19 protein-coding genes are annotated in these 21,904 nt (G+C 62.1%); 10 read left to right on the forward strand and 9 right to left on the reverse strand.

Features of this window, described 5'->3' with window-relative positions; all coding sequences use genetic code 11:
* Positions 1 to 20 precede the first annotated feature (20 nt).
* Positions 21 to 509 (forward strand): outer membrane protein assembly factor BamE, encoded by a 489-nt coding sequence (locus AC1ECK_RS02470; RefSeq protein ID WP_480315492.1) that lies wholly within the window; start codon positions 21 to 23, stop codon positions 507 to 509.
* Positions 510 to 671: 162 nt separating this feature from the next.
* Here AC1ECK_RS02470 and AC1ECK_RS02475 read toward each other — a convergent pair whose 3' ends face one another.
* Together AC1ECK_RS02475 and AC1ECK_RS02480 are read right to left on the reverse strand one after the other, a co-directional pair.
* Positions 672 to 1,046 (reverse strand): hypothetical protein, encoded by a 375-nt coding sequence (locus tag AC1ECK_RS02475; RefSeq protein ID WP_480315494.1) that lies wholly within the window; start codon positions 1,044 to 1,046, stop codon positions 672 to 674.
* 406 nt (positions 1,047 to 1,452) lie between these two features.
* On the reverse strand, positions 1,453 to 1,770 hold the full coding sequence (locus tag AC1ECK_RS02480; RefSeq protein WP_480315496.1) for a DUF4148 domain-containing protein: 318 nt from the start codon (positions 1,768 to 1,770) through the stop codon (positions 1,453 to 1,455).
* A 510-nt stretch (positions 1,771 to 2,280) separates the two neighbouring features.
* Here AC1ECK_RS02480 and AC1ECK_RS02485 point away from each other — a divergent pair.
* The 3 genes from AC1ECK_RS02485 to AC1ECK_RS02495 all read left to right on the forward strand — a co-directional run bounded on the left by AC1ECK_RS02485 (position 2,281) and on the right by AC1ECK_RS02495 (position 6,898).
* Positions 2,281 to 4,191 carry a hypothetical protein gene (locus AC1ECK_RS02485; protein ID WP_480315498.1) on the forward strand — a complete coding sequence of 637 codons (1,911 nt, stop codon included), beginning with the start codon at positions 2,281 to 2,283 and terminating at the stop codon, positions 4,189 to 4,191.
* Positions 4,192 to 4,305: 114 nt separating this feature from the next.
* Positions 4,306 to 4,539, forward strand: a complete 234-nt coding sequence (locus tag AC1ECK_RS02490; protein ID WP_480315500.1) for a hypothetical protein — start codon at positions 4,306 to 4,308, stop codon at positions 4,537 to 4,539.
* A 730-nt stretch (positions 4,540 to 5,269) separates the two neighbouring features.
* On the forward strand, positions 5,270 to 6,898 hold the full coding sequence (locus AC1ECK_RS02495) for a S10 family peptidase (protein WP_480315502.1): 1,629 nt from the start codon (positions 5,270 to 5,272) through the stop codon (positions 6,896 to 6,898).
* A 79-nt stretch (positions 6,899 to 6,977) separates the two neighbouring features.
* Here AC1ECK_RS02495 and AC1ECK_RS02500 read toward each other — a convergent pair whose 3' ends face one another.
* Complete coding sequence (locus tag AC1ECK_RS02500) at positions 6,978 to 7,394, reverse strand: hypothetical protein (protein WP_480315504.1); 417 nt, start codon at positions 7,392 to 7,394, stop codon at positions 6,978 to 6,980.
* A 438-nt stretch (positions 7,395 to 7,832) separates the two neighbouring features.
* Between AC1ECK_RS02500 and AC1ECK_RS02505 the strand changes: the two genes are divergently transcribed.
* Complete coding sequence (locus AC1ECK_RS02505) at positions 7,833 to 8,444, forward strand: phosphatase PAP2 family protein (protein WP_480315506.1); 612 nt, start codon at positions 7,833 to 7,835, stop codon at positions 8,442 to 8,444.
* Between the two features lie 116 nt (positions 8,445 to 8,560).
* Positions 8,561 to 9,100 carry a cytochrome b gene (locus tag AC1ECK_RS02510; RefSeq protein ID WP_480315508.1) on the forward strand — a complete coding sequence of 180 codons (540 nt, stop codon included), beginning with the start codon at positions 8,561 to 8,563 and terminating at the stop codon, positions 9,098 to 9,100.
* A 42-nt stretch (positions 9,101 to 9,142) separates the two neighbouring features.
* Here AC1ECK_RS02510 and AC1ECK_RS02515 read toward each other — a convergent pair whose 3' ends face one another.
* A complete protein-coding gene (locus tag AC1ECK_RS02515) occupies positions 9,143 to 9,544 on the reverse strand; it encodes a hypothetical protein (protein WP_480315510.1) in 402 nt (133 codons plus the stop codon).
* A 276-nt stretch (positions 9,545 to 9,820) separates the two neighbouring features.
* Here AC1ECK_RS02515 and AC1ECK_RS02520 point away from each other — a divergent pair, with 276 nt between their 5' ends.
* A complete protein-coding gene (locus tag AC1ECK_RS02520) occupies positions 9,821 to 10,126 on the forward strand; it encodes a DUF4148 domain-containing protein (protein WP_480315512.1) in 306 nt (101 codons plus the stop codon).
* 18 nt (positions 10,127 to 10,144) lie between these two features.
* Here the strand turns inward: AC1ECK_RS02520 and AC1ECK_RS02525 are convergent, their stop codons facing one another.
* Positions 10,145 to 11,533, reverse strand: coding sequence for a heavy metal sensor histidine kinase (locus AC1ECK_RS02525; protein WP_480315514.1), 1,389 nt, complete (start codon positions 11,531 to 11,533; stop codon positions 10,145 to 10,147).
* The gene (locus AC1ECK_RS02530) at positions 11,533 to 12,207 is read right to left on the reverse strand and encodes a heavy metal response regulator transcription factor (protein WP_480315516.1); all 675 of its coding nucleotides are present in this window, start codon (positions 12,205 to 12,207) and stop codon (positions 11,533 to 11,535) included. The genes AC1ECK_RS02525 and AC1ECK_RS02530 overlap by 1 nt, the downstream gene beginning before the upstream one ends.
* Positions 12,208 to 12,387: 180 nt before the next feature.
* Here AC1ECK_RS02530 and AC1ECK_RS02535 point away from each other — a divergent pair, with 180 nt between their 5' ends.
* The 3 genes from AC1ECK_RS02535 to AC1ECK_RS02545 are packed head-to-tail and all read left to right on the forward strand — an operon-like array spanning position 12,388 to position 18,436.
* Positions 12,388 to 15,618: an efflux RND transporter permease subunit gene (locus AC1ECK_RS02535; RefSeq protein WP_480315518.1), complete on the forward strand. Its 3,231-nt coding sequence runs from the start codon at positions 12,388 to 12,390 to the stop codon at positions 15,616 to 15,618.
* A 14-nt stretch (positions 15,619 to 15,632) separates the two neighbouring features.
* Entirely contained in the window at positions 15,633 to 16,922 is a 1,290-nt protein-coding gene (locus AC1ECK_RS02540; protein WP_480315520.1) for an efflux RND transporter periplasmic adaptor subunit, read from the forward strand.
* Positions 16,919 to 18,436, forward strand: coding sequence for an efflux transporter outer membrane subunit (locus tag AC1ECK_RS02545; RefSeq protein WP_480315522.1), 1,518 nt, complete (start codon positions 16,919 to 16,921; stop codon positions 18,434 to 18,436). The genes AC1ECK_RS02540 and AC1ECK_RS02545 overlap by 4 nt, the downstream gene beginning before the upstream one ends.
* Before the next feature lie 82 nt (positions 18,437 to 18,518).
* Here AC1ECK_RS02545 and AC1ECK_RS02550 read toward each other — a convergent pair whose 3' ends face one another.
* The 3 genes from AC1ECK_RS02550 to AC1ECK_RS02560 form a co-directional block, all read right to left on the reverse strand.
* A complete protein-coding gene (locus tag AC1ECK_RS02550) occupies positions 18,519 to 19,946 on the reverse strand; it encodes an ATP-binding protein (RefSeq protein ID WP_480315524.1) in 1,428 nt (475 codons plus the stop codon).
* The gene (locus AC1ECK_RS02555) at positions 19,943 to 20,602 is read right to left on the reverse strand and encodes a response regulator transcription factor (protein ID WP_480315526.1); all 660 of its coding nucleotides are present in this window, start codon (positions 20,600 to 20,602) and stop codon (positions 19,943 to 19,945) included. Before AC1ECK_RS02555 ends, AC1ECK_RS02550 begins: the two co-directional genes overlap by 4 nt.
* Positions 20,603 to 20,767: 165 nt before the next feature.
* A complete protein-coding gene (locus AC1ECK_RS02560) occupies positions 20,768 to 21,859 on the reverse strand; it encodes a LacI family DNA-binding transcriptional regulator (RefSeq protein WP_480315528.1) in 1,092 nt (363 codons plus the stop codon).
* Positions 21,860 to 21,904: the final 45 nt, after the last annotated feature.

The following is a 21,904-nucleotide window of genomic DNA, read 5'->3' on the forward strand; positions in this document are numbered from 1 at the left end:
CGTGCATAACGAAAATTTAAATGAGCGTCCATGCGGTAACCACAGATGACGCTATTCCGTTTCTCGCTGCGAGCCATCTCGCGTGCTGCTGCCTGTTCGATGAGAGAGCAAACATGAAAAACCGATGGGATCTTGCTCTGAGTATCAGCTTGCTTTCACTGATCGCCGGCTGCGTGGCCGATGGATCACCGAAGTTTCCGGACCCTCGATCGGCGACGCCGGCGGGAGGTACTTTCGTCAAACTGGATAACCTGCGCAACGTTGGGCCAGGCCTCACGAAGGACCAGATGTTCGATCTGCTCGGACCGCCTCATTTCCACGAGTGGTTCGTCGGCGGCCATGTCTGGAACTACCTGTTCGATTTTCGTCGCAAGGGGGAGGTTGTGGCGTGTCAGTATCAGGTGCGGTTCGACAAGAACATGAAAGTGAGCGACATGTACTGGCGCGACCCTGTATGTGCAGATTTTGTTTTGACAGCGGGAGGGACACGGGCGTCAGTTGAGCCTTGATCCCGCGAAGACTTATGTCGAGTGCTGCGTGTTGGGTCCCGACAGCTTTTACTGCGCCACCCTGCGGTATAGCGCAACTCTTTCAGGGTTGGGTGAGATTGGTATACAAAAGAACGGGCCTCGCGGCCCGTAAAAGTGGTTTGGCTGCTATGCGATGCTGTGTTAGCACTCGCCCTTCTTGGCGTGTCCTGGAGGGCAGTGGTCGTGATCGTCATGGTGGCGGTTATGATCTTCCCACTCATTTCGTTCCCAGTAACGATGGCCGTCGTAATACCTATCCCCATGCCAGCCAATAACAACCGGTGCTTGGGCGACTACTACCGGGGCACCGTGCTGGTGTGCTTCCCATTCCTGGCGTTCCCAATAGCGGTGGCCATCCCAATACCGGTCGCCGTGCCACCCTTGCTGAATGACAACGGGTGCCGAGACCATAGGGGCAGGCGTGCCGACGTTGATGCTCAGATCGACCGCGTGGGCCGCACCCGACAGACCAATGCCAAGGCTCACGGCCAACGATGCCAAGAGAGGATATTTCATACCGTACTCCGAAACAGAAATCGATGAATGCACTGGGCCTCTCGCCGCAGCGACGATGCACGGCAGATGATTCGCCGGTCCTCCCTCAACGGACAACAAAGCCGTGCCGTTGACTGAATCGCCTCAGGCAGTGCGTCATTTGACAAAGGTTGACACTGTGTTCAGTGTGGGTGTTAACCCACGCAATGCCAGCGCCTCGAGCGCAGTGAGCGCGTGGTGCCGAGATGATTCGGAGCAGAAGCGGAGATAGATGCGGGACATTTCATATTTCTAGCAATAGCTCGCTTGCCACGCACAATCTCCAAAACGGCGCGGAAAGCCGCGCCAAGCAGCCGACCCGCGCGTGCCGTCAGATGCGAATCCGGCACGCGCAAGTCGAATACGCCATCACCCGGATGGCTGCGGCTTAGTGACCAAAGTAGATTGAGCGAGTGCCTGCGGCATGCGTCGGCATACCCGCCTGCGAGGAGCCGATCGATACTCCGCCGACTGACGTGTCACGCTGCGTCGTCGGGTCCTGTGCTGCGAGACGCGCGTCCGCAGCCTGAATATCGGCCGGATAGTGCACATCGTTGATATTCGGGCGATACCCGGCCTGTTCGACGCGCACGAGGTCCGCCCGCACTTCGGCACGTGTTATCGGCGCATTAGCGTCCTGTGCAAAGGAAAGCGCCGGGGCGGCCAGTGCGCCGGCAACCAGCGCTGCATAGATTAAGGTCTTCATGGTGAATTGCCTCCTGAACTAGACTGTGGTCGGCGTCACTCGCTACGAATGAAGCCTCGGGACTCACCACCAAACCGTGAGGAGATGAGTTACGTTTATTCTGTACGGAGGGTGGTTTCGCAATCCTGACGCCCGCATTACGTTTATGTCATCTTTGTATAACGCTTGCCTTTCGCCGTGAGCAGATGCGCATTGCCCAAATGTCTGGTGGCGGGTTGGAGCGGCAATGTCTGAAAACCTTGCCACCCGAAGGAATGAATGACCGCTGTGCCCCTGGAAGCCGTTGGTTAGGCGGCGGTGAAAGCCAGGCGGAAAATCCTGTCAAACTGCATGTTTTTCAAAACGGCGTAATTCTGCGGGGCTATAGTGCACAACGGTCCGACTGACCGGCCTCCGTGCTTTCGAGGAGCATAGGCGCGTCAATGCCTGCCAGATAGCATGCGGTTTATTCGGAAAGCGAGAGTATTAGTGTCGACTTCGATGCAGTGAAAAAGAAAAAAGAGGGAAAAAATGTCACTCGTGAATCGTTTGCTTTGTCTGATTTCGATCCTGGCGCTCGGTGCGTGCGGTAGGGTAAGTCTTTCGACCAGTTCGGGCAGCACGACACCGACCGCGTCCAGCGTGTCGACGGCAGTCACCGCCAGCACCCTCAGCAGTGTGCCTCTAAACAACAGCACAGCCGTCAAGGTCGCGTTCAGTGTGGCGAGTGGCGGGAGCGCGACAGCGTTGACGGTTACCACGGGCCTTTCGTCCTTGCCGTCGGGATGGAGCGTCGCGTCGCCGTCGTTTTCGTGCGCGAGCGTCAATACGGCGAACGCGTGTGACCTGACGCTGACCTACGATCCCAGCAAGGCCGGCGCGTCCGGCACGCTGACACTCGGCTTCACTTACGTGGACAGCCAGGGCAAACAGCAGCAAGGCAGTGTCGGGATTCCGTACTCGTCGGCGGCCGCCAATTCGGTGACGACGAGTGTCGCCCCCACCGGCCCGGTTCAGGGCATTGTGGGTACGACCAACACGCTAAGCGTGACATTCGCATCGGGCGACGGCTCGCCGCTCACCAATCTGGCGCTTGTAACGGATACGGGCTCGCTGCCATCGGGCTGGAGCGTGCAAGGCTCGGCGCTGCCGTGTGCAACGGTGACGAGCGCCGGCAGTTGCCAACTGCAGCTTGCCTATGCGCCCACCGCGGCTGCGGCGTCGAGCACGCTCACGCTCGACTTCAGCTACACGGACGACGCCGGCGCTGCGCGTACCGGTTCGGTCGCCATCGCTTACAGCGCCGTAATGCCGGCCGCCGTGACGGCGGCGGCGACGCCGGTGAGCGCGAGCGCCACCTATATCGGCTCGACCGCGGCCGTGGGCGTGGTTTTCAGCGCCACGGGCGGAGCCGCGACGAACCTCCAGATCACGTCGACGCTGCCCACGGGTTGGACGCTCGCCGGAAGCACGCTGCCCTGTGCGCAGGTCAGCAGCGGCAGCACGTGCCAGGCGACGCTCGACTATGCGCCGAGCGCAACCACTTCTGCATCGACCCTGGTGCTTCAGTACGCGTATACCGACAACTACGGAGAGGCTCGTACCGGTCAGCTCAGCATCCCCTATAGCGCCGTGCCTCATATGGCCTACATCACCGACACCGGCTCAAACTTGGTGACGCAATGCGCGCTGGACACGACAGGCCTCCCCGGCAACTGCACGCAGTTCACTTCGCCGCTGTTCGACACCCCGGCGGGTATCGCGATCGACGGCGCGCGCGCGTACATTACGGAGGCAGGCACGGCCAGCGTGAGCGTCTGCAATGTCGGCTCCTCGGGCTTGTCCGGCTGCACAAATGCGGTAACGCTGTCGAACGAACTGTCATCGATCGTGTTCGACGGGAATGTCGCGTTCCTCGCGGATCAAGGTGGTAATGACGTCGAAACGTGTACCGCTGATTCCGACGGAACATTGAGCGGTTGTGCTATCGCCACGGTTGTCACCCCGTTTCTGAATACCGTGAATCTGATGTCCTTTAACGACTCGACTCTCTACATGTCGAACGGCGTATCTTCGAATGTCACGACCTGTTCCGTGGTGGCCGGTGTGATATCGACCTGCCTGAATACTGCCTTTAGCACGCCTGTGGGGAAAGTGGCTTTCGGTGGAACCAGCGCATATGTAACGCTGTACGCGCAGAATTCCGTGCAGCAGTGTTCCATCGGTAGCGGAGGTGCCCTGACCGCTTGTGTGGATTCCGGCGTGGGCGCCATTTTCGACGGTCCGACCGGAATCACGCTATTCGGTGGCTATGTCTACGTTCTGAACCGAAGCAGCAATACGATTTCACAGTGCACGATGGCGGCGAACGGTCAACTGACTGCTTGTGTCACCTCGGCGGGGAGTGGCCTGAACAGTCCGTTCGACCTCGCAATCCAGTAGTTGCCCACGGTATCGTCAGCAGGACGAATGTTTCCGGCTTGCGTCAGGAACTCACTTAAGAATGCGGTTGATCGGCCGTCACCTTGAATTGACACAGACCATCGACAGTTGCAGGTGGCTGGCGAGCCGGTGCTCGGAGAGCAATGCGTGACCAGGGCACTTCCAGGCGCGGCCGAGATCCATTTCAATCTCGACGCTAGCGGCCGGCTTGTCGGGGCCAGCGATTTCGGGCCCGTAAGCAGCCTGGTGAAAGAGATGAAGCTCGCGCGCATGCTGGTTGAACGAGCCGCAACGGTGGCGCCCGAAACGCTCGCCGACCTGGAGGTCAAGTTCAGGTCGCTTCTTTAAAGGAGCAAACGCGCCTACTAGTCTTGCGAGACTTCCATGTCCGCGCGACTGCAACATGGCCGGCGCTTGAGTACGCGGACCTGCGCGTGCGCTCAGATGCGATTCCGGCACGCGCAGGTCGAGTACGCCATCACGCGAAGGCTGTGGCTTAGTGACCAAAGTAGATTGAGCGAGTACCCGCGACATTCGTCGGCGCACCCGCCTGCGAGGAGCCGATCGATACTCCGCCGCGCGGGCCTTGCCGATGAAAAGTGATTGATTGCTGAGCGTAATTTCGTGAGCCGCTATTTCGATTTTGACAACAGTGGCATTTTTGTCAGGATTGTGAAGTATTTTTTACGGCTGCTGGTTTATCTGGAAACCGGCTCATTGCTTATGGAGGTGATTTATGGTCAATACCATGAATCATCGCCTAACGGCGGACGCTGCACCGCACTATTGTTTGTCGGTTCATCACCTTGTTCAAACGCACGATCAGTACATACACTTGATTTGTCGTTACCCCGCGCAATTACAACGCGCGGATAGGCGTTTCGATAATGTCCTTCCCACAAAGCATGGCAATGCTATCCGGGCGTTTGAAACGTACCCGGACCGGGACTACGGGCAGTGTGACTGCTTATTTCCGGCGCGATTGCATTTGGCAGAGGGCCGGCACTTCTCGATGCACTGAGCGCTGCACGAACCCGCAGGAGCATTACCAGCATCCTCGACCTATACGGAGATTTCGATGAACTCGACGACACTCAATGAACTTCCAGCCGATCAGCCGCTCACCGACACGACACCCTATGGATACGGGCGAGACGATTCCATCACCGATGTCAGCGAGGCGGCGGCGATCACTCAGCACACGTTGAATATCAATGGCAAGTCGATTGCCTATACGGCGAGAGCCGGCCATCTTGTCACCACAGACACCAACAATGCGCAGGCTGCAGCCAAACTATTCTATGTGGCCTTCACCGCGAATGACTCGGATGCGTCTACCCGCCCCGTTACCTTTTTCTATAACGGCGGCCCCGGATCTTCCTCGGTTTTTCTGCTTCTCGGTTCATTCGGACCAAGGCGAATCAAGACCAGCATGCCCGATTTCACGCCGCCGGCCCCGTACTCCATGGAGGACAATGCGCAGACATTGCTCGACCAGAGCGACCTGGTATTTATCGATCCGGTCGGAACGGGATATTCGACAGCGATTGCGCCAAAAACGAACAAGGATTTCTGGGGCGTCGATCAGGACGCAAGCTGCATCAAGCAGTTCGTCAAGCGCTACCTGACTGTGTTCCAGCGGTGGAATTCGCCGAAGTATCTGTTCGGGGAGTCATACGGTACACCGCGCACCTGCGTTCTCACGTGGATGCTTCATGAAGATGGTGTGGACCTGAACGGAATCGTCTTGCAGTCGTCGGTGCTGGACTATTCCCAGACTGGTGACGCAGTCCAGGGAGCCAACCCGGTCGGAATCCTGCCGACGTTCGCAGCCGACACCTGGTGTCACAAAAAGGTGACGGTGTCGCCGCCTCCAGCCGATCTTCCGACCTTCATGGAGGAAGTCCAGGCGTTTGCGCTGGATGAGTATCGAAACGCGATAAATTCGTTTCCCGAAGTTGACGAGAACGTCCTGAAACGTTTGGGCGAAATCCTCGGTATTCCGCCAGTGGTACTCAAGTATTGGCAGCTTGATCCAGCATCGGGGAATGGCCCTGTCTTCCTTACAAGCCTGCTTGTCGACAAGGGACTTGCCCTGGGCTCCTACGACGGACGTGTAACGGGTGCCAATACGGGCATTGCCGAATACCTCTCGCCCGATTCAGGCAATAACGATCCGACCATGACAGCCATTGGAGGCGTGTACACCACGATGTGGAATGTGTACCTTAACGAAGAATTGAAATACATGGCGACCGCGCCATTCCTGGATTCGAACGACCAGGCGTTCGAAAACTGGGATTTCGGCCATATCGATCCGACGGGAACGGAGAAGGGGGGTGTCGCCAGCCTGTACACAGCCGGCGATCTCGCGGCTGCAATGTCGGTCAATCCGTATTTGAGGGTGTTTTCGGCAAATGGCTACTTCGACGCAGTCACGCCGTTCTTCCAGACGATACTCAATTTCCGGAACATGCCGCTTGCCAGCTTGCAAGCCCTGGATAACCTGACCATCAGAAACTACCCGTCTGGTCATATGGTCTATCTTGACGATGAATCAAGAGCCGCGATGAAGGCCGATCTCACGAAGTTCTATGAGGGCTCTGAGAGCCACGCCGCGGCAATGAAAGCCACGCTCGCCGCCGAGCCCGTCCGGCGAGCTGGCATGGCGCAATATCGCAGGCGTATCGGCCGTACACCGTATTGAGCATGCATTCCCCTCGTATGTCGGAGCGTGTGCAATTTCACGCCACCGACCGGCGACCCGGTCGCTGAACGTCTCCGGCTTACGGGGTCTGGGGATGGTTGACAGGGATGCGGACGGCTGAACAATGTTCGCGTTGCGCTTCTTTCTGGAGCGCAACAAGCGACCCATCCAAAGATGAGGGATCGCCTCCAGCCCTCCTGATATTTGCCATCGTCATTTCGAGCGCTGCGATCCGCGAGTTGATCAGGTCGCAAGGCTGTAGAAACGGGACTTCACCACCAGGAAGCATCGCGTTCCTGGCGGTCCGCATATATTCAACAACGGCCTTGTCGTTTTCTACAGGACTATTAGGCGGGATATGAATAATTTGCCCTGACGCAGTGACACCAACTATTCCGCCGTCGTTGCCGTCGATCAAGATCTTAATCGGAGTTCCTTGTTCGTCTACGATGCGCAGGATGTTGGCTAATCCAAAACTCTCGTACGTAACTTTCATTTTGCAATCTCCTTGCAGTATTGACGCAAAACGGAACAACGGTGTTCGACCGCGTCGACAGCAGAACGCCCCGTGAATGGTGCGATGGGGTACTGATCTATTCTGTCGCGATCAAGTCGCGGCGATTTTCAATAACTCTAGGCTAGAAATAGCTTCTCCATCGAAAATATCGCAGGCGTTATTAACGGAGCCGTCGTAACGCAATGAGAATCTAAGTACTTCAGTATTTGCAGAACGTATTGACCAGATCCATCTGCAAGTTTCAGCAAACCAAAGGCAAGCTTAAGGTTTTCTTCAGGCTCGAAGGGTAGGATCGCCCAGTAGCGCTGTATGCCTGTCACGTGACGTCTTTTCGCGTTGGTGTCGATTATTTGACGCCAGCCGCCGCTAGCGTTCGGCGAGGTCCACATGCGTTCGGGAGCCGGCAGATTTCGTCGTTTGTTTACTCGTGGCAGCCTCGCCGTACTGCTGTGGACCGGCCTTGCCACCGCCCATGCGGGCAGCGGCTTCCTCGGCATCGATCACGAGTGGGGCCGCGATCAGAGCGGTATCTGGAGCCGTAGCGTCCAGCTTGCACTCGAATATGGCGTAGTGGCTACCGAGGTGGGTGGCGCATTCTGGCTCGGCAACGACAACGAGTTGGGCCATACGTTCTGGCAGACCGCAGATGCGTCCGCGATCTCCGCCGTGGCGGCGCAGGGACTGAAGTACGCATTCGGTCGCCAGCGGCCGTCCGCCGGCAAGGGGCCGAATCAATGGTTCAGCGGCGGGGACAGTTTCCCCAGCGGCGAGGTTACCCTTCAGGCGAGCTTCGTCACGCCTTTCATTGTCAATTACGGGGGCCGCAATCCCTGGGTATGGGGGCTTGAATTGCTGCCGGCCTACGATGCCGTCGCGCGCATGAAGAGCCAGGCGCACTGGCAAACGGACGTGCTGGCCGGCTGGGCGCTCGGTACCGCAGTGGGGTATCTGACCACGCGCTGGCAAACGCCGCTTTTTGTGCAGATCCTGCCGCGCGGATTCACGGTCGGCTTTTCGAAACGATTCTGAGCGAGGAGCGCGTTGAGCCGCAACCTGGCGAAGTTTCGCAAGCGGCAGGGTCCCTTAAGGTAAAGTTAAGGGTGCCTGGTCAAGATGCACGCCACTAAGATCTTCGGGAGGTAACCATGTCCAGTACGGCACAGTCTGGCAACGAGAGGTATGGGCTCGTCGCGCGTCTTCTCCATTGGCTGATCGTTGTCTTGATCGCGGTGCAGTTCGTGCTGGGCTGGACGATGCCTGACGTGCACCGCGACACGCAACCGCTCGGTCTCATTGCCTGGCATCTTGCGGTCGGTGCGGCGCTGATCGCGGCCATGGCCTTGCGCGTCGTCTGGCGGCTGACGCACCGGCCGCCTCCGAGTGACCTGCCGCCGCTGGTCGGGATCGTGTCGCGGGTCACGCATTTCCTGCTGTATGCCGCACTGCTTGCGGTTCCGCTGCTCGGCTGGGCCAATGCCTCGTCGCGCGGCTGGGCGGTGAATCTGTTCGGCGCGCTACCTCTGCCCGCGCTTGCATCGACGGGGTCGACGGTGGGCCATGCAATGGGCGATATTCACGGCGTGCTCGCCTGGGTGTTGCTTGCGCTGATCGGCATGCACATCGGGGCGGCGCTGTTCCATCGCTTCGTGCTCAAGGACAAGGTGCTGCAGCGGATCACGTGGTGACCGGCGAGGTCATCCAGCAAGGCGGACATCCGCACAGGCCATTCACTCCCCGCATTGCACATCCTGCTTCGGCACGACAATGATCACCGGATAGGTCCCGCGGTCGAGTTCCACGCGGGCGACCACGGTGGTCGTCGTGCTGTCACTATCGTCGTACACGCTGACTTTTTCATGCCGAAGGCTGGTGATGCCGGTACAGGCGGACGCACGGCCCTCGTCGGAGATCTGGCACTGGATCGGGTTGTCGGCAAGGTAGCGATACTTGTCGCGGTCCGGGCTCGCAAGGTAGTCGCGAACGCTCTGCGCCGATCCACCGACGCCGGTGACATATCCCATCGCGCAGTCCTGTTTGGGTGTATCGCCGCCCCCGGATGTTGCGGCGTTTGCGGCCGTGCCTGCAGCCGCGATGACTGCCACGAGTGTCGATGCAAGAAGGTATTTCATGGCGCAATCACGTTGTCGAATCGAAGTGCTGGATTGTAGCGGTATCTTGCCGAACGGGTCTGAAAGCGCTCCCCGTTGCTAGCGGCAGATCCGGACCAGGCGGGATGCGCCGTTTTCCGCGCCGCATCCCGACGCGAGATGACAAATTCGTCATGCACGCGTAACCGCAGCGCAAACCGCCGCGGCCGAGAATGGGTTCGTAGCCTCGCTGCTACGTGGAACCGGCGAAAGGCGTCGTAAGCGCCGGGCCGGCACAACCTTACTCAGGAGCCTGTCATGAAACCCATTCGTTATGCCGTACTCGCCACCGTCATGGGTGCGATGTTCTCGTTCGGTCAAGCGGCGTTCGCGCAGAGCGCGGATTCCGGTGTCGCTGGTGTCGCCGCGACCGCTCCCGCCGCTCAGCAAAACACCGGCAAGACGCGCGCCGAGGTTCGCGCCGAACTGATTCAGGCCGAACAGCAAGGGCTGGTCCCCATCTCGAAGAACGACTACCCGCCGACGCCGCAGACCATCGCCCGCAACCGTGCGGAATATCAGGCCGCCCACATGGACGATCACGTCAGCACGGTATCGAACTGACGGGACCGGCGTGGATGCTCAGCGTGATGGAAAGTGCAGATGGAACTGCGTGGCCGCCGCGTCGCTCTCGACGCTGGCGCTGCCGCCGTGCAGTTCCATGATGGTCCGCACGATGGCGAGGCCAAGGCCGGTCGAGTCGGCGGAATTGCTGCGCGATTCGTCGACGCGATAGAAGCGGTCGAAGAGTCGTGACAAATGTTCCGGCGCGATCGGCGTGCCGGGATTGGCGACCGTGATGGTGACGCCCTCCGGCGCTTCGTATGCCGTGATGGAGACGGCAGCGCCGCGCGCCGTATAGCGCAGCGCGTTCGCCAGCAGGTTGCTGACGGCGCGACGGAACAGGTCGACGTCGGCATGCAACTGGCCGCTCGCCTCGACCTGAATCGCAATGCCCGCATCGTCCGCGATGCCTTCGAAGTATTCGGCCACGCGCTGCAGTTCGTCGCGCACCGGGAAGTCGACCGCGGTCGTCACATAATGCGGATTGTCGGCGCGAGCGAGAAACAGCACGTTTTCCACCATCCGCGACAAACGCTCGCACTCTTCAATATTCGACACCAGCACGGCCTGATACTCGTCGGCCGAGCGTGAGCGCGCGAGCGCCACTTCGCTTGCCCCGCGCATGTTGCCAAGCGGCGTACGCAGGTCGTGCGCGAGATCGGACGTGTATTGCGAGAGCCGCTGGAAGCCGAGTTCGAGGCGCGTGAGCATCGAATTCAGCGCCTCGATCAGCGCCTCGAGTTCGTGCGGCGCGTGCCCGGACGGAATGCGCGTATCGAGTTTGCCCACCGTCACGTGCGCGGCGCTGCGGACAATGCCGCGCAGGGGACGCAGCGAGCTGCGCACGGCGAGGTAGCCCAGCGCCGCTGCCGCCAGCAACGCACAGAGCGTCGTGAAGTAGAGCGTGTTCCGGTAACGGGCCAGCAGCGCCTCGCGATCGCTCATTTCACGTCCGACCACCGCATCGACCACGGAGCCGTCGGTCAGCTCGATATCCGTGGCGACGCCGCGCATCGTCAGGCCATCGGCGGTATGCCACTCCTGCACGTCATGCTCGAGAATCCGGTTCGACGGTTTGACTTCCCTTAAGTCGTCAATCGCAAAGTGCGAGGGATTGCGTTCGAGCAGGACGCGTCCGCTGGGGTCTTGCATTCTCAGGAAGAAGGCCTGATTGCCGAGTACGAGGCTATCGAGCCGGGACTCGTGAAGGACGATGCCTTGCGGCGAATCCAGCTCGCTTGCCAGCCGCCGCAGATGGCGCGCCGTCAGCACCAGGTCGATGTCGTCCTGAGTGCGGATTTGCTGGGCTAGCGCGCGGTACAGCACGCCGCCGCCGGCGCCGAACACCAGCACGGTGATCAGGGCGAACCAGGCCGCGAGCCTGGCGGTCAGCGAAATCCGCCGCATCACGCGTCCTTTACTTCGAGCACGTAGCCGACCCCGCGCACGGTGTGCACGAGCTTGACCGGATAGTTGTCGTCGATCTTCGAGCGTAGCCGGCGGATCGCCACGTCCACGACGTTGGTGTCGCTATCGAAGTTCATGTCCCACACATAAGAGGCGATCTGCGTGCGGCTCAGGACTTCGCCGCTGCGTCGCGCGAGCAGATGCAGCAGGGCGAACTCGCGCGGCGTGAGGTCGATGCGCTGGCCGGCGCGCCGCACCTTGCGCTGGCTTGCGTTGATCTCGAGGTCGCCGATCGTCAGCGTATCGCTCTCGCGCGCCTGGCCGCGGCGCGCCAGCGTGCGCACCCGGGCCAGCAGTTCGACGAACGCGAACGGCTTGATCAGGTAGTCGTCGGCGCCGAGTTCGAGGCCGTGCACGCGGTCTTCGATTTCGTCGCGCGCCGTCAGGAACAGCACCGGTGTGTCCTTGCGGCCGCGCAGTTGCTGCAACACCTGCCAGCCGTCCATGCCGGGCAGCATCACGTCGAGCACGATCACGTCGTGGGATTCCTCGAGCGCCAGATGCAGACCGTCCACGCCGTTGCGCGCCACGTCCACCACAAAGCCCGATTCTTCCAGGCCCTTCTTCAGGTAATCGCCGGCCTTCGGTTCGTCTTCGATTACGAGGATCTTCATCGCAGTCGCCTTATCTGGGGTTGGCCTCGGTTTGCCATGAATTCGTACTTCGCCGATGCGTCGATGATACCTGCGTGAGGCGCCCTGGTTCATTACGGGTTTGTCATCTGTGCGCAATCCCGGCGCAAGGGCCGCGCTCATAGACTGCCGCCATTGTTCCCCTTCAGGCGTGGTCTTCTCATGTGGATCGTCAAAGTCGCTCTTCGCCGCCCCTACACGTTTATCGTGCTGGCGGTGCTGCTCCTGATCATCGGGCCGCTGATGATCCTGCGCACGCCCGTCGATATCTTTCCGAACATCGACATTCCCGTGATCAGCGTGGTGTGGAGCTACAACGGCATGTCGTCGGAGGATCTGGCGCACCGCATCGTCTCCCCTTACGAGCGTGCGCTGACCTCGGATGTCGGCGATATCGAGCATATCGAATCGCAGTCGCTCAACGGCGTGGCGGTCATCAAGGTGTTTTTCCATCCTGGCGCGGATATCACCCGGGCCATGACGGAAGCCTCGACGAGCGCCCAGTCGCTGCTGCGCATCTTGCCGCCCGGTACGCTGCCGCCGATGGTGCTGACGTATAACGCATCGACGGTGCCGATCATGGAACTGGCGCTGTCGAGCAAGACACTTCCTGAGCAGACGCTGTACGACCTCGGCAACAACTTTATCCGCACGCAACTGGCGACGGTCGAAGGCGCGGCCGTGCCGATTCCGTACGGCGGCAAGGTGCGGCAAATCATGGTCGATATCGATCAGCAGGCGCTGCAGGCCAAGCATCTGACGCCCTCGGACGTGGTCAACGCCGTCAACGCGCAGAACCTGGTGCTGCCGGGCGGCACGGCCAAGATCGGCACCTTCGAATACAACGTGAACATGAACGGCGCGGCGCGCTCGGTGGCCGAACTCAATGCGCTGCCGATCCGCACCCAGCCCGACGGCACCGTCACCTATGTGCACGACGTCGCCACCGTGCGCGACGGCTACGCACCGCAGACCAACATCGTGCGCCACGACGGCCAGCGTGCCGCCTTGCTCGAAGTGGAAAAGAGCGGCAATGTCTCGACGCTCGACATCATCGCCAATATCAAGAGCCTGTTGCCGCGGATTCGTGCGCAGATGCCGACGGCGCTCGATATCCAGACCGTCACCGACCAGTCGATCTTCGTCAAATCGGCCGTGCAGGGCGTGGTGCGCGAAGGCCTGATCGCCGCCGGCCTGACCGCGGTGATGATCCTGCTGTTCCTCGGTAGCTGGCGCGCCACGCTGATCATTGCCATTTCGATTCCGCTGGCGATGATCTCGTCGCTGATCATGCTGTCGGTGCTCGGCCAGACCATCAATATCATGACGCTCGGCGGCCTGGCGCTCGCGGTGGGGATTCTGGTCGACGACGCCACCGTCGCGATCGAGAACATCACGCACCATCTGGAGCGAGGGCAGCCGCTGCTGCAGGCGATTCTCGACGGCTCCGGCGAGATCGCGGTGCCGACCTTGATCTCGACGCTGTCGATCTGCATCGTGTTCGTGCCGATGCTGCTGTTGTCCGGCGTGGCCCGCTATCTGTTCACGCCGCTCGCCGAAGCCGTGGTGTTCGCGATGCTGGCCTCGTATTTCCTCTCGCGCACGCTGGTGCCGACGCTCGCCATGTATCTGCTGCGCCACTCGCGCCCGGCGGGCGAGGAGGGCATTCAGTATGTGCGGCCGCTGAACCGCTTCGAGCGGTTTCAGAAAGGTTTCGAAGCCGGCTTCGAGGGGCTGCGCGCACGCTACCAGGGCGTGCTGGAACGCGCGCTCGCTAAGCCGCGCCGCTTTGTGGCTGCGTTTCTGATTGTGTGTCTCGGTTCGCTCGCGCTGCTGCCGTTCCTGGGCCGCGATTTCTTTCCGCAGATCGACTCCGGGCAGATCCGCCTGCATATGCGGGCCAAGACCGGCACGCGGATTGAACAGACCGCGCGACTTGCCGACGAAATCGAGAACAGCATTCGCACCGTGATTCCAGCCGGCGAACTGACCACCATCGTCGACAACATCGGCCTGCCGACCAGCGGCATCAACCTGTCGTATAGCAGTTCCGCACCGATAGGATCGGCCGATGCCGACATCCTGATTACGCTCGACGCGCACCACAAGCCGACCGCGCAATACGTCGCCGAACTGCGGCAGAAGCTCGACGCGCAGTTCCCGGCCGTGACCTTTTCGTTCCTGCCCGCCGACATGGTCAGCCAGATCCTCAATTTCGGGCTGCCGGCGCCGATCGACATTCAGGTGGTCGGCAACAACCTCGCCGACAACCGCGCCTTTGCCGACACCTTGCTGACGAAGCTGCGCAGCGTAGAGGGACTGGTCGACCTGCGCATCCAGCAACCGGACGACGAACCGGCCATCGATGTCGACGTGGACCGTACCAAGGCACTGCAAGCCGGCCTGCAGCAACAGGATGTCGCGCGCAGCCTGCTGATCGCGCTGTCCGGCAGTTCGCAGACCTCGCCGAATTTCTGGCTCAATCCGCAGAACGGCGTGAGCTATCCGGTGATGACCCAGGCGCCGCAATACGACATCAACTCCTTGCAGGCGCTCGCCAATATCCCGCTGGCCGCGACCTTCACTCCCGGCACCGGCGGCTCGGGCAGCAATGCAGGCGGCGTGAGCGGCATTCTCGGCTCGCTGGGCACGTTCTCGCGCACCACGCAGCAGGCGGTCGTCTCGCACTACAACGTGCAACCGGTGATCGATATCTTCGGCTCGGTGCAGGGCCGCGACCTGGGTGGCGTGGCGGCCGACGTGACGCGCATCGTCGATGCATCGAAAGCGGATCTGCCGCGCGGCGCACGGGTGGTCATCCGCGGCCAGGTGCAGACCATGCAGGATTCCTTCGCCGGCCTCGCCTTGGGCATCGCCTTCGCCGTGCTGCTGGTGTACCTGCTGATGGTGGTGAATTTCCAGTCGTGGCTCGATCCGCTCGTGATTATCGCCGGCTTGCCAGGGGCGATGGCCGGCATCGTGTGGATGCTGTTCGTCACGCATACCACGCTGAGCGTGCCCGCGCTGACGGGCGCGATGATGTGTATCGGCGTGGCGACGGCGAACAGCATTCTGGTCGTGAGCTTCGCACGCGAGCGGCTTGCGCAAGGCATGGCGCCGCTGCAGGCGGCGCTCGCCGCGGGCGTCGAACGCTTCCGGCCGGTGCTGATGACTGCGCTGGCCATGGTGATCGGCATGGTGCCGATGGCGCTCGGCATGGGCGACGGCGGTGAGCAGAACGCACCGTTGGGGCGTGCCGTGATCGGCGGTCTGATGGTCGGCACGGTCGCCACGCTGATGTTCTTGCCGGTCGTGTTTGCACTGGTGCATGGCTGGCTTGCGAAGCGCCGTCCCTATGGTGCGCCGCAGCCCGAACTCGATATTCTGAAATGACCGGAGTACGTCGCATGTCTAAACAATATCCCGAGTCCGCACCGCAAGCCTCGGACGTGTCCGGTACTTCGGACGCGCCTCACGCGGCGGACACACCTCAAGCCCCGGCGAACCGGGCTGCGCTCCGCAGCAAGCATCGTGCGGTGCGCCTCGCGGCGCTTGCAGCGGGCCTGGCGCTGGCGCTCGCTGCGGGCATCGTGCCGCGGCTTAATGCGCGTGCCGCCTTGCGGCAGCAGACCGCGGCGCTTGCCGAGCCGACCGTGCAGGTCACGCTGCCCACGGTCGCACCGCCGGACCAGGCGCTGGTGTTGCCGGCGAATATCGAGGCCTATCAGCAGACGCCCATTTTCGCCCGCACCAATGGCTATCTGAAGGCCTGGTACGCGGATATCGGCACGCATGTGAAAGCAGGCCAGTTGCTGGCAACGATCGACGCGCCGGAAGTGGACGCCGAGTTACGCCAGGCGCGCGCGGATGCGGCGCAGGCGCAGGCAAACGATCAGTTGGCCCAGGTGACGGCAACGCGCTGGCAGCAACTGGTGGCGACACACGCGGTTTCGCAGCAGGAAACCGACACCAAGGAGAGTGACGCGCAGGCCAAACACGCGGCGCTCGCCGCGGCGCAATCGAACGTCGCACGCCTTGCGCAACTGCAATCGTATGAAAAAGTCTATGCGCCGTTCGATGGCGTGGTGACGGCACGCAATGTCGACGTGGGTGCGTTGATCGATGCGGGCAGCGCCGGTGGTCCTGCCAAGGAAATGTTCGATCTGGCGCAGACCAATGTGTTGCGCGTGTACGCCGATGTGCCGCAGGCTTACGCGGGCACGCCGCTCGACGGCACCCCGGCCTGCCTCGCGGTCGCACAACTGCCGGGGCGCTGCGTCCCGGGCACGGTGGCGCGCAACAGCGGCGCGATCAATCCGGTCACGCGCACCTTGCGTATCGAAGTGGACGTGCCTAATGCCGACGGCTCGGTGCTGCCGGGTTCGTTCGGCCAGGTGCGCGTATCGCTGCGCGCGGCTGCCCCGGGCTTGTCGCTGCCGGTGAACACACTGCTATACCGGCCGGAAGGGTTGCAGGTGGCCACCGTCGACGCACAGCGGAAAGTAGTCCTGAAGACCATCAAGCCAGGGCGCGACTTCGGCACGCGTATCGAAGTGCAGTCGGGGCTCGCCGCGACCGACCGGGTGATCCTCAATCCATCCGACTCGATTACCAACGGTCAAGCCGTGCAGGTCTCAGCCAGCGGCAATGCCGGTGCATCGACGGCGACGGCAAACGGGGCAGGGAGCAAGTCATGAAGCGCAGGCTGCCTGATCTGATGCCGTGGCGCGCGTTTCGCTCGCCGCTGCTTGGCGCCGTCTGCGCGGCGACGGTGCTGTGCGTGGCGGGTTGCTCGATCGGGCCGGACTATGTGCGGCCTTCGGTGACGGTGCCTGCGGCTTTCAAGGAAAACGGCGGGGCGTCCAGCACCGGCGTGCTCGCGACAAGCGCGGGCAAACCGGCCGCGGCCACGGCACAGCAAACCACCTCAGGGTGGAGCAGCGCCACACCCGCCGATTCCGAACCGCGCGGCGCATGGTGGACCTGTTTCGGCGACCCTGAACTGAACACGCTCGAAGCAAGCGTGAACGTGTCGAACCAGACGATCAAGAAGGCCGTCGCGCAGCTTCAGGAGGCACGCGCGATGGTCCAGTCCGCCCACGCCGCTTACCTGCCGACGATCGGCGTGGGAGCGAGCGCGACCCGCGAACACGACTCGGCAAACGTGATCGGCCATCAGCAGACAGCCGGCAAGTCGTTCAACGACTATGCCGTCGCGCTCGATGCGAGCTGGGAGCCGGACCTGTGGGGCAAAATCGCGCATGAGAACGACGCGGCGCGCGCCGGTGCGCAGGCAAGCGCCGCCGATCTCGCCAGCGTGCAGCTTGGCGTGCAGGCCGAACTCGCAGTCGATTACTTCAACCTGCGCGGACTCGATGCCTCGAAGCGCCTGCTCGACCAGACGATTGCGGACTATCGCCAGACGCTCGATCTGACCCAGAGCCGTTTTGCCGTTGGCGTGTCGTCGCAGGCCGACGTCACGCAGGCCCAGACGCAGTTGCAGTCGACTGAAGCCCAGGAGATCGACCTGGGCGTCGCCCGCGCGCAGTACGAGCACGCCATCGCCACACTGACCGGCGTCCCGGCGTCGACGTTTTCGTTAGCGCCGGCCACGACCGACTTCACGCCACCGGTCATCCCCGTGGGCGTGCCTTCCGAACTGCTGCAACGCCGGCCCGATATCGCCGCCGCGGAACGCCGTGCGGCCGCGGCCAACGACCAGATCGGCATCGCCCAGGCCGCGTTTTACCCTGATCTGGTGTTGTCGGCCACCGGCGGCATTGAGAGTTCGACGCTGGCGAACTGGCTCGCTGCGCCGTCGCGGATGTGGACCATCGGACCGGCGCTGATCGGCACGCTGTTCGACGGCGGCCGGCGGCACGCGCTGACCGAGAAGGCCCAGGCGCAATATGACGCGAGTGCGGCGGACTATCGGCAAACCGTGCTGACAGCGTTCCAGGAAGTCGAAGACAACCTCGCGTCGTTGCGCATCCTGCAGCAGGAAGCCAGCACGCAGGACCAGGCGGTCGCGTCGGCCAAACAGACCTTGAAGCTTGAACTGGACCAATACCGGATCGGAACCGTGGGCTATCTGGAGGTGGTCAGCGCGCAGAGTACGGCGTTGGCGAACGAGCGCACCGCGGTCGATCTGGCGCGCCGCCGGATGGACGCAAGTGTGTTGCTGGTGAAGGCGCTGGGCGGCATATGGTGATCTGCACCGCCTGAGCGGTGAGTGGCATCGCAAGCCGCAAGAGAGCAGTTCAGGCGCTGCTGCGCCGTTCACGAGCCACGCGCTAGCATCCGGCAGACGTCGCGATCGGGACAGACTCGACCGCAGGGAGGGGAAACGAAACATGGACCGCCAGCCCGCGGTTGCCGATTCCTGTACTGAAGTCCAGTTTGGCGCCAAAGTACTGCGCGATGCGGGCGACGATTGAAAGGCCCAGCCCGCTGCCGCTTGCACCGTTGCCCGTCACCCGAAAGAAGCGGTCGGTCAGACGAGCGATGTCTTCCGGCGCCACCCCAGGACCGTTGTCGCCAACCGTCAGCATGACCGCATGCGCGTCACGCCGGATGGCAACCTCGACCCGGCCGCCTGCAGCGCAGTACTTGATCGCGTTGTCGATCAGGTTGTCGAGCAGAATGTCCATCAGCACCGGCTCGGCGATGACTTCGGAGTGCGTATCGCCGAGCAGCGCGATACTCATGCCTTTTCGCTGGGCATCGGACGCGTTGGCGGTAATGGCGTCCTGGGCGAGCGCCGCGAGTGCCACGGGCTGGGCCGGTATCGTGCGATGTTCGTCGAGCCGGGCCAGCAGGAGCAATTGCTCGGCGAGATGGGCGCTGCGATCGACACCTTGTACGACGCGCTGCATGGCGAGCTGCTGCTGGGCAACGTCTTGCGCCACGAGCGCCACTTGTGCCTGCACCTTGATGGCCGCCAGCGGAGTCTTCAGCTCGTGAGCCGCGTCTGCGGTGAAGGCCCGTTCGCGGTCGATAGAAAGCTGCAGTCGCGACAGCAGTTGATTGATGGCATCGACGAGCGGGCGCACTTCGAGCGGAGTCGGCCCTATCCCGATCGGCTCGAGCTTGCTGGCGTCTCTCGTGCGGATTGCCTTCGAGAGCGCCTGCAGAGGCGCGAGGCTGTGACCGATGCTGATCCAGACCAGCAACGCCAGAACCGGTAACGCCAGAGCGGTCGGCTTCGCAATCCGGCTCGCGACCTCGGTGGTCAGATCGCTGCGGCTATTGCTCGGTTCGAGCACGCGCACGGTCCGGCCCGTCGCACTGTCCAGCAGCATATAGCTATGCCACGGCTGGCCGCCAAGCGTCACGATGCGCGCACCCGGCGTTGCGTCGGCGTCCAGCCCGAACGCGCCCAATGGCGCGAGTTTGGCACTGCTGGCGAGCACCCGGCCGTCTTTGTCGCGGACCTGGAAGAGCGCCTCGCGCGGCGCTTCGTCGCCGTCCGTGTCGGTGGCGCGGCCTGGGTGACCGCTGTATTCGTTGCGGGCGTCGATACGCGTTTTCGACAGAACCGAGAGGTCGGTTGGATCGAGCAGGACAATGAACTGCGCGAGCTGGACGAGACGCGCATCGTCCCATTCCGCCACCTCGCCCGTCGCCTGACGGTAGCTCCAGACGAGGGCGATCGTCCACACCAGCGCGATGCTCGCGAGCACCAGCAGCGCGAGCCGGCCGCGTATCGATCCCGGCATCATGGCCGCTCCATCACATAGCCCATGCCGCGGACGGTCTTGATCAGATCCGCGCCCAGCTTTTTACGCAAGTTGGAGATATGGACTTCAATCGCGTTGCTTTCGACTTCCTCCTGCCATCCATACAGGCTTTCTTCAAGGCGGGATCTCGATTGCGGCACACCCTGGTGCGTCAGTAGCTGAAACAGCAACGCCCATTCGCGTGCGGTCAGCGGAATCCGGACATTGTTGCGCAACACGGTCTGCGCGGCCGGATCGACGGTCAGAGCGCCATACCGGAGCACTTCGACGCTGCGCCCCTGCGAGCGGCGTAACAGCGCACGACAGCGCGCGATCAGTTCAGCCAGATCGAAAGGTTTGCCAAGGTAGTCGTCCGCGCCGGCCTGGAGGCCGTCCACCTTGTCGGCAGCCGTCCCCTTCGCGGTGAGTACGAGGACCGGCACATCCTTGCCGCCGGCACGTAGCCACCTCAGGAGTTCGTTGCCGGAGATCCGGGGCAGTCCGAGATCCAGCACGACCAGTGCGTAGCCGGTGGTTTCCAGCGCGAGCTTCGCCTTGTGGCCGTCTTGAGCCCAGTCGACCGTAAAGCCCGCGTGACGAAGCCCGGCCTCGACGCCGCTGCCAATCAGATCGTCGTCTTCGACAAGGAGAATTCGCATAGTGAGCACTGAAATGAAAGGCTGGCGGTCTTGCCGGCGCGGCAAGGCAAGTTCGCATTATCACAAGTTTAACGAGATGTTAGGACCATGGAAGCCGATGACGTCTGCTCGCTTGAGGTTTCCACCGGGCAACGGGTATCGTGCGCAGGAGGCACAGCGAGCAGCCTAGGGGCGTGCGCGAGTCGATACTTCGATGTTGCCGGGGCCGCCGGGTTCGACGATTCGATCGTCCTCGCCGGACATGGGGCCGAAGCCCGTCGGTACGATCACGAGCGGATGAGCCGTTGTGTCGTGTGCGTCGGCCAATGCGAAAGCCTCCGCGATGATCTTCTGTACGTCCTGACGCATCATGGTCACCTCGAACGGCAGGTGCGCCGCAAACGGATCCCAGTCGAAGCACCCGACAACGGTTGACTGCCAGGCGTCGCGCGGCAAACCCGAGGCGAACTGAACCAGTCCTTCAAACGCGGTAATCGAATTCATCAGCAGGCCGGCGGGGAGCCGGCCCAGGCTCTCGTAGCGCCGCGCAAGCGCCTGCCTCGCAGACGACGCGTCATAGCCGAAGCACTCGATAGCATCGGCCGCCGGGCTGATGCCGCGAGCCTCGAACGCGTCGCGGTATCCGGCGATACGCATGTCCGTCGCATACTCGTCGACGACGCCGCCAAGAAACAGCAATTCATCGGCAGAGGCGCCGCGCGCCGTCATCTTTTCCATCAGCACGTCGGTCAGCGCACGCGCGCCGCCGCGATTGTCCGATACGACTGACGGTGCATCCGGGCCGGGCAGGTCGACATTGATGCAGGGAATCCCCGCCGATGCACACAGGGCATTGAGCGGCGACGGATTGCGCACGCCGGCGATGAACAGCAGCTCGACCTGTTGCGAGATGAGCGTCTCCGTGACGCTCAGTTCCACCGCCGGATCGCGCTGGGTACTGACCACGATGGGGCACAGCCCCCGGCTTCTCGCGTAGTCCTCGAAGTTCTCTACAAGCCCCGCGAAGAAGCGGTTGCGATAGTGCGGCAGGATCATGCCGGCCAGCCCGGAGCGGGACAGCCGCAGCCCGCGCGCCTTCATATTGACGTTGTAGCCCAACTGTTCCGCGCTCGCGAGAATCCGCTTGGCCGTTTCCTCCTTGATGCGGTAGCGCGCCCAGGTGCCGTTCAGCACCATGCTCACCGCGGATATCGAGGAACCTGTCGCCTTCGCGATGTCGTAGATCGTGGATTTGCGGTTCGTGTTGGTGCGGGCCATCTGCGGGTCACTCCGAAAAGCACTTTCGTTCATGTTGCGCAGAAG

The sequence above is a fragment of the Paraburkholderia sp. SSBN10T genome (assembly GCF_056619545.1).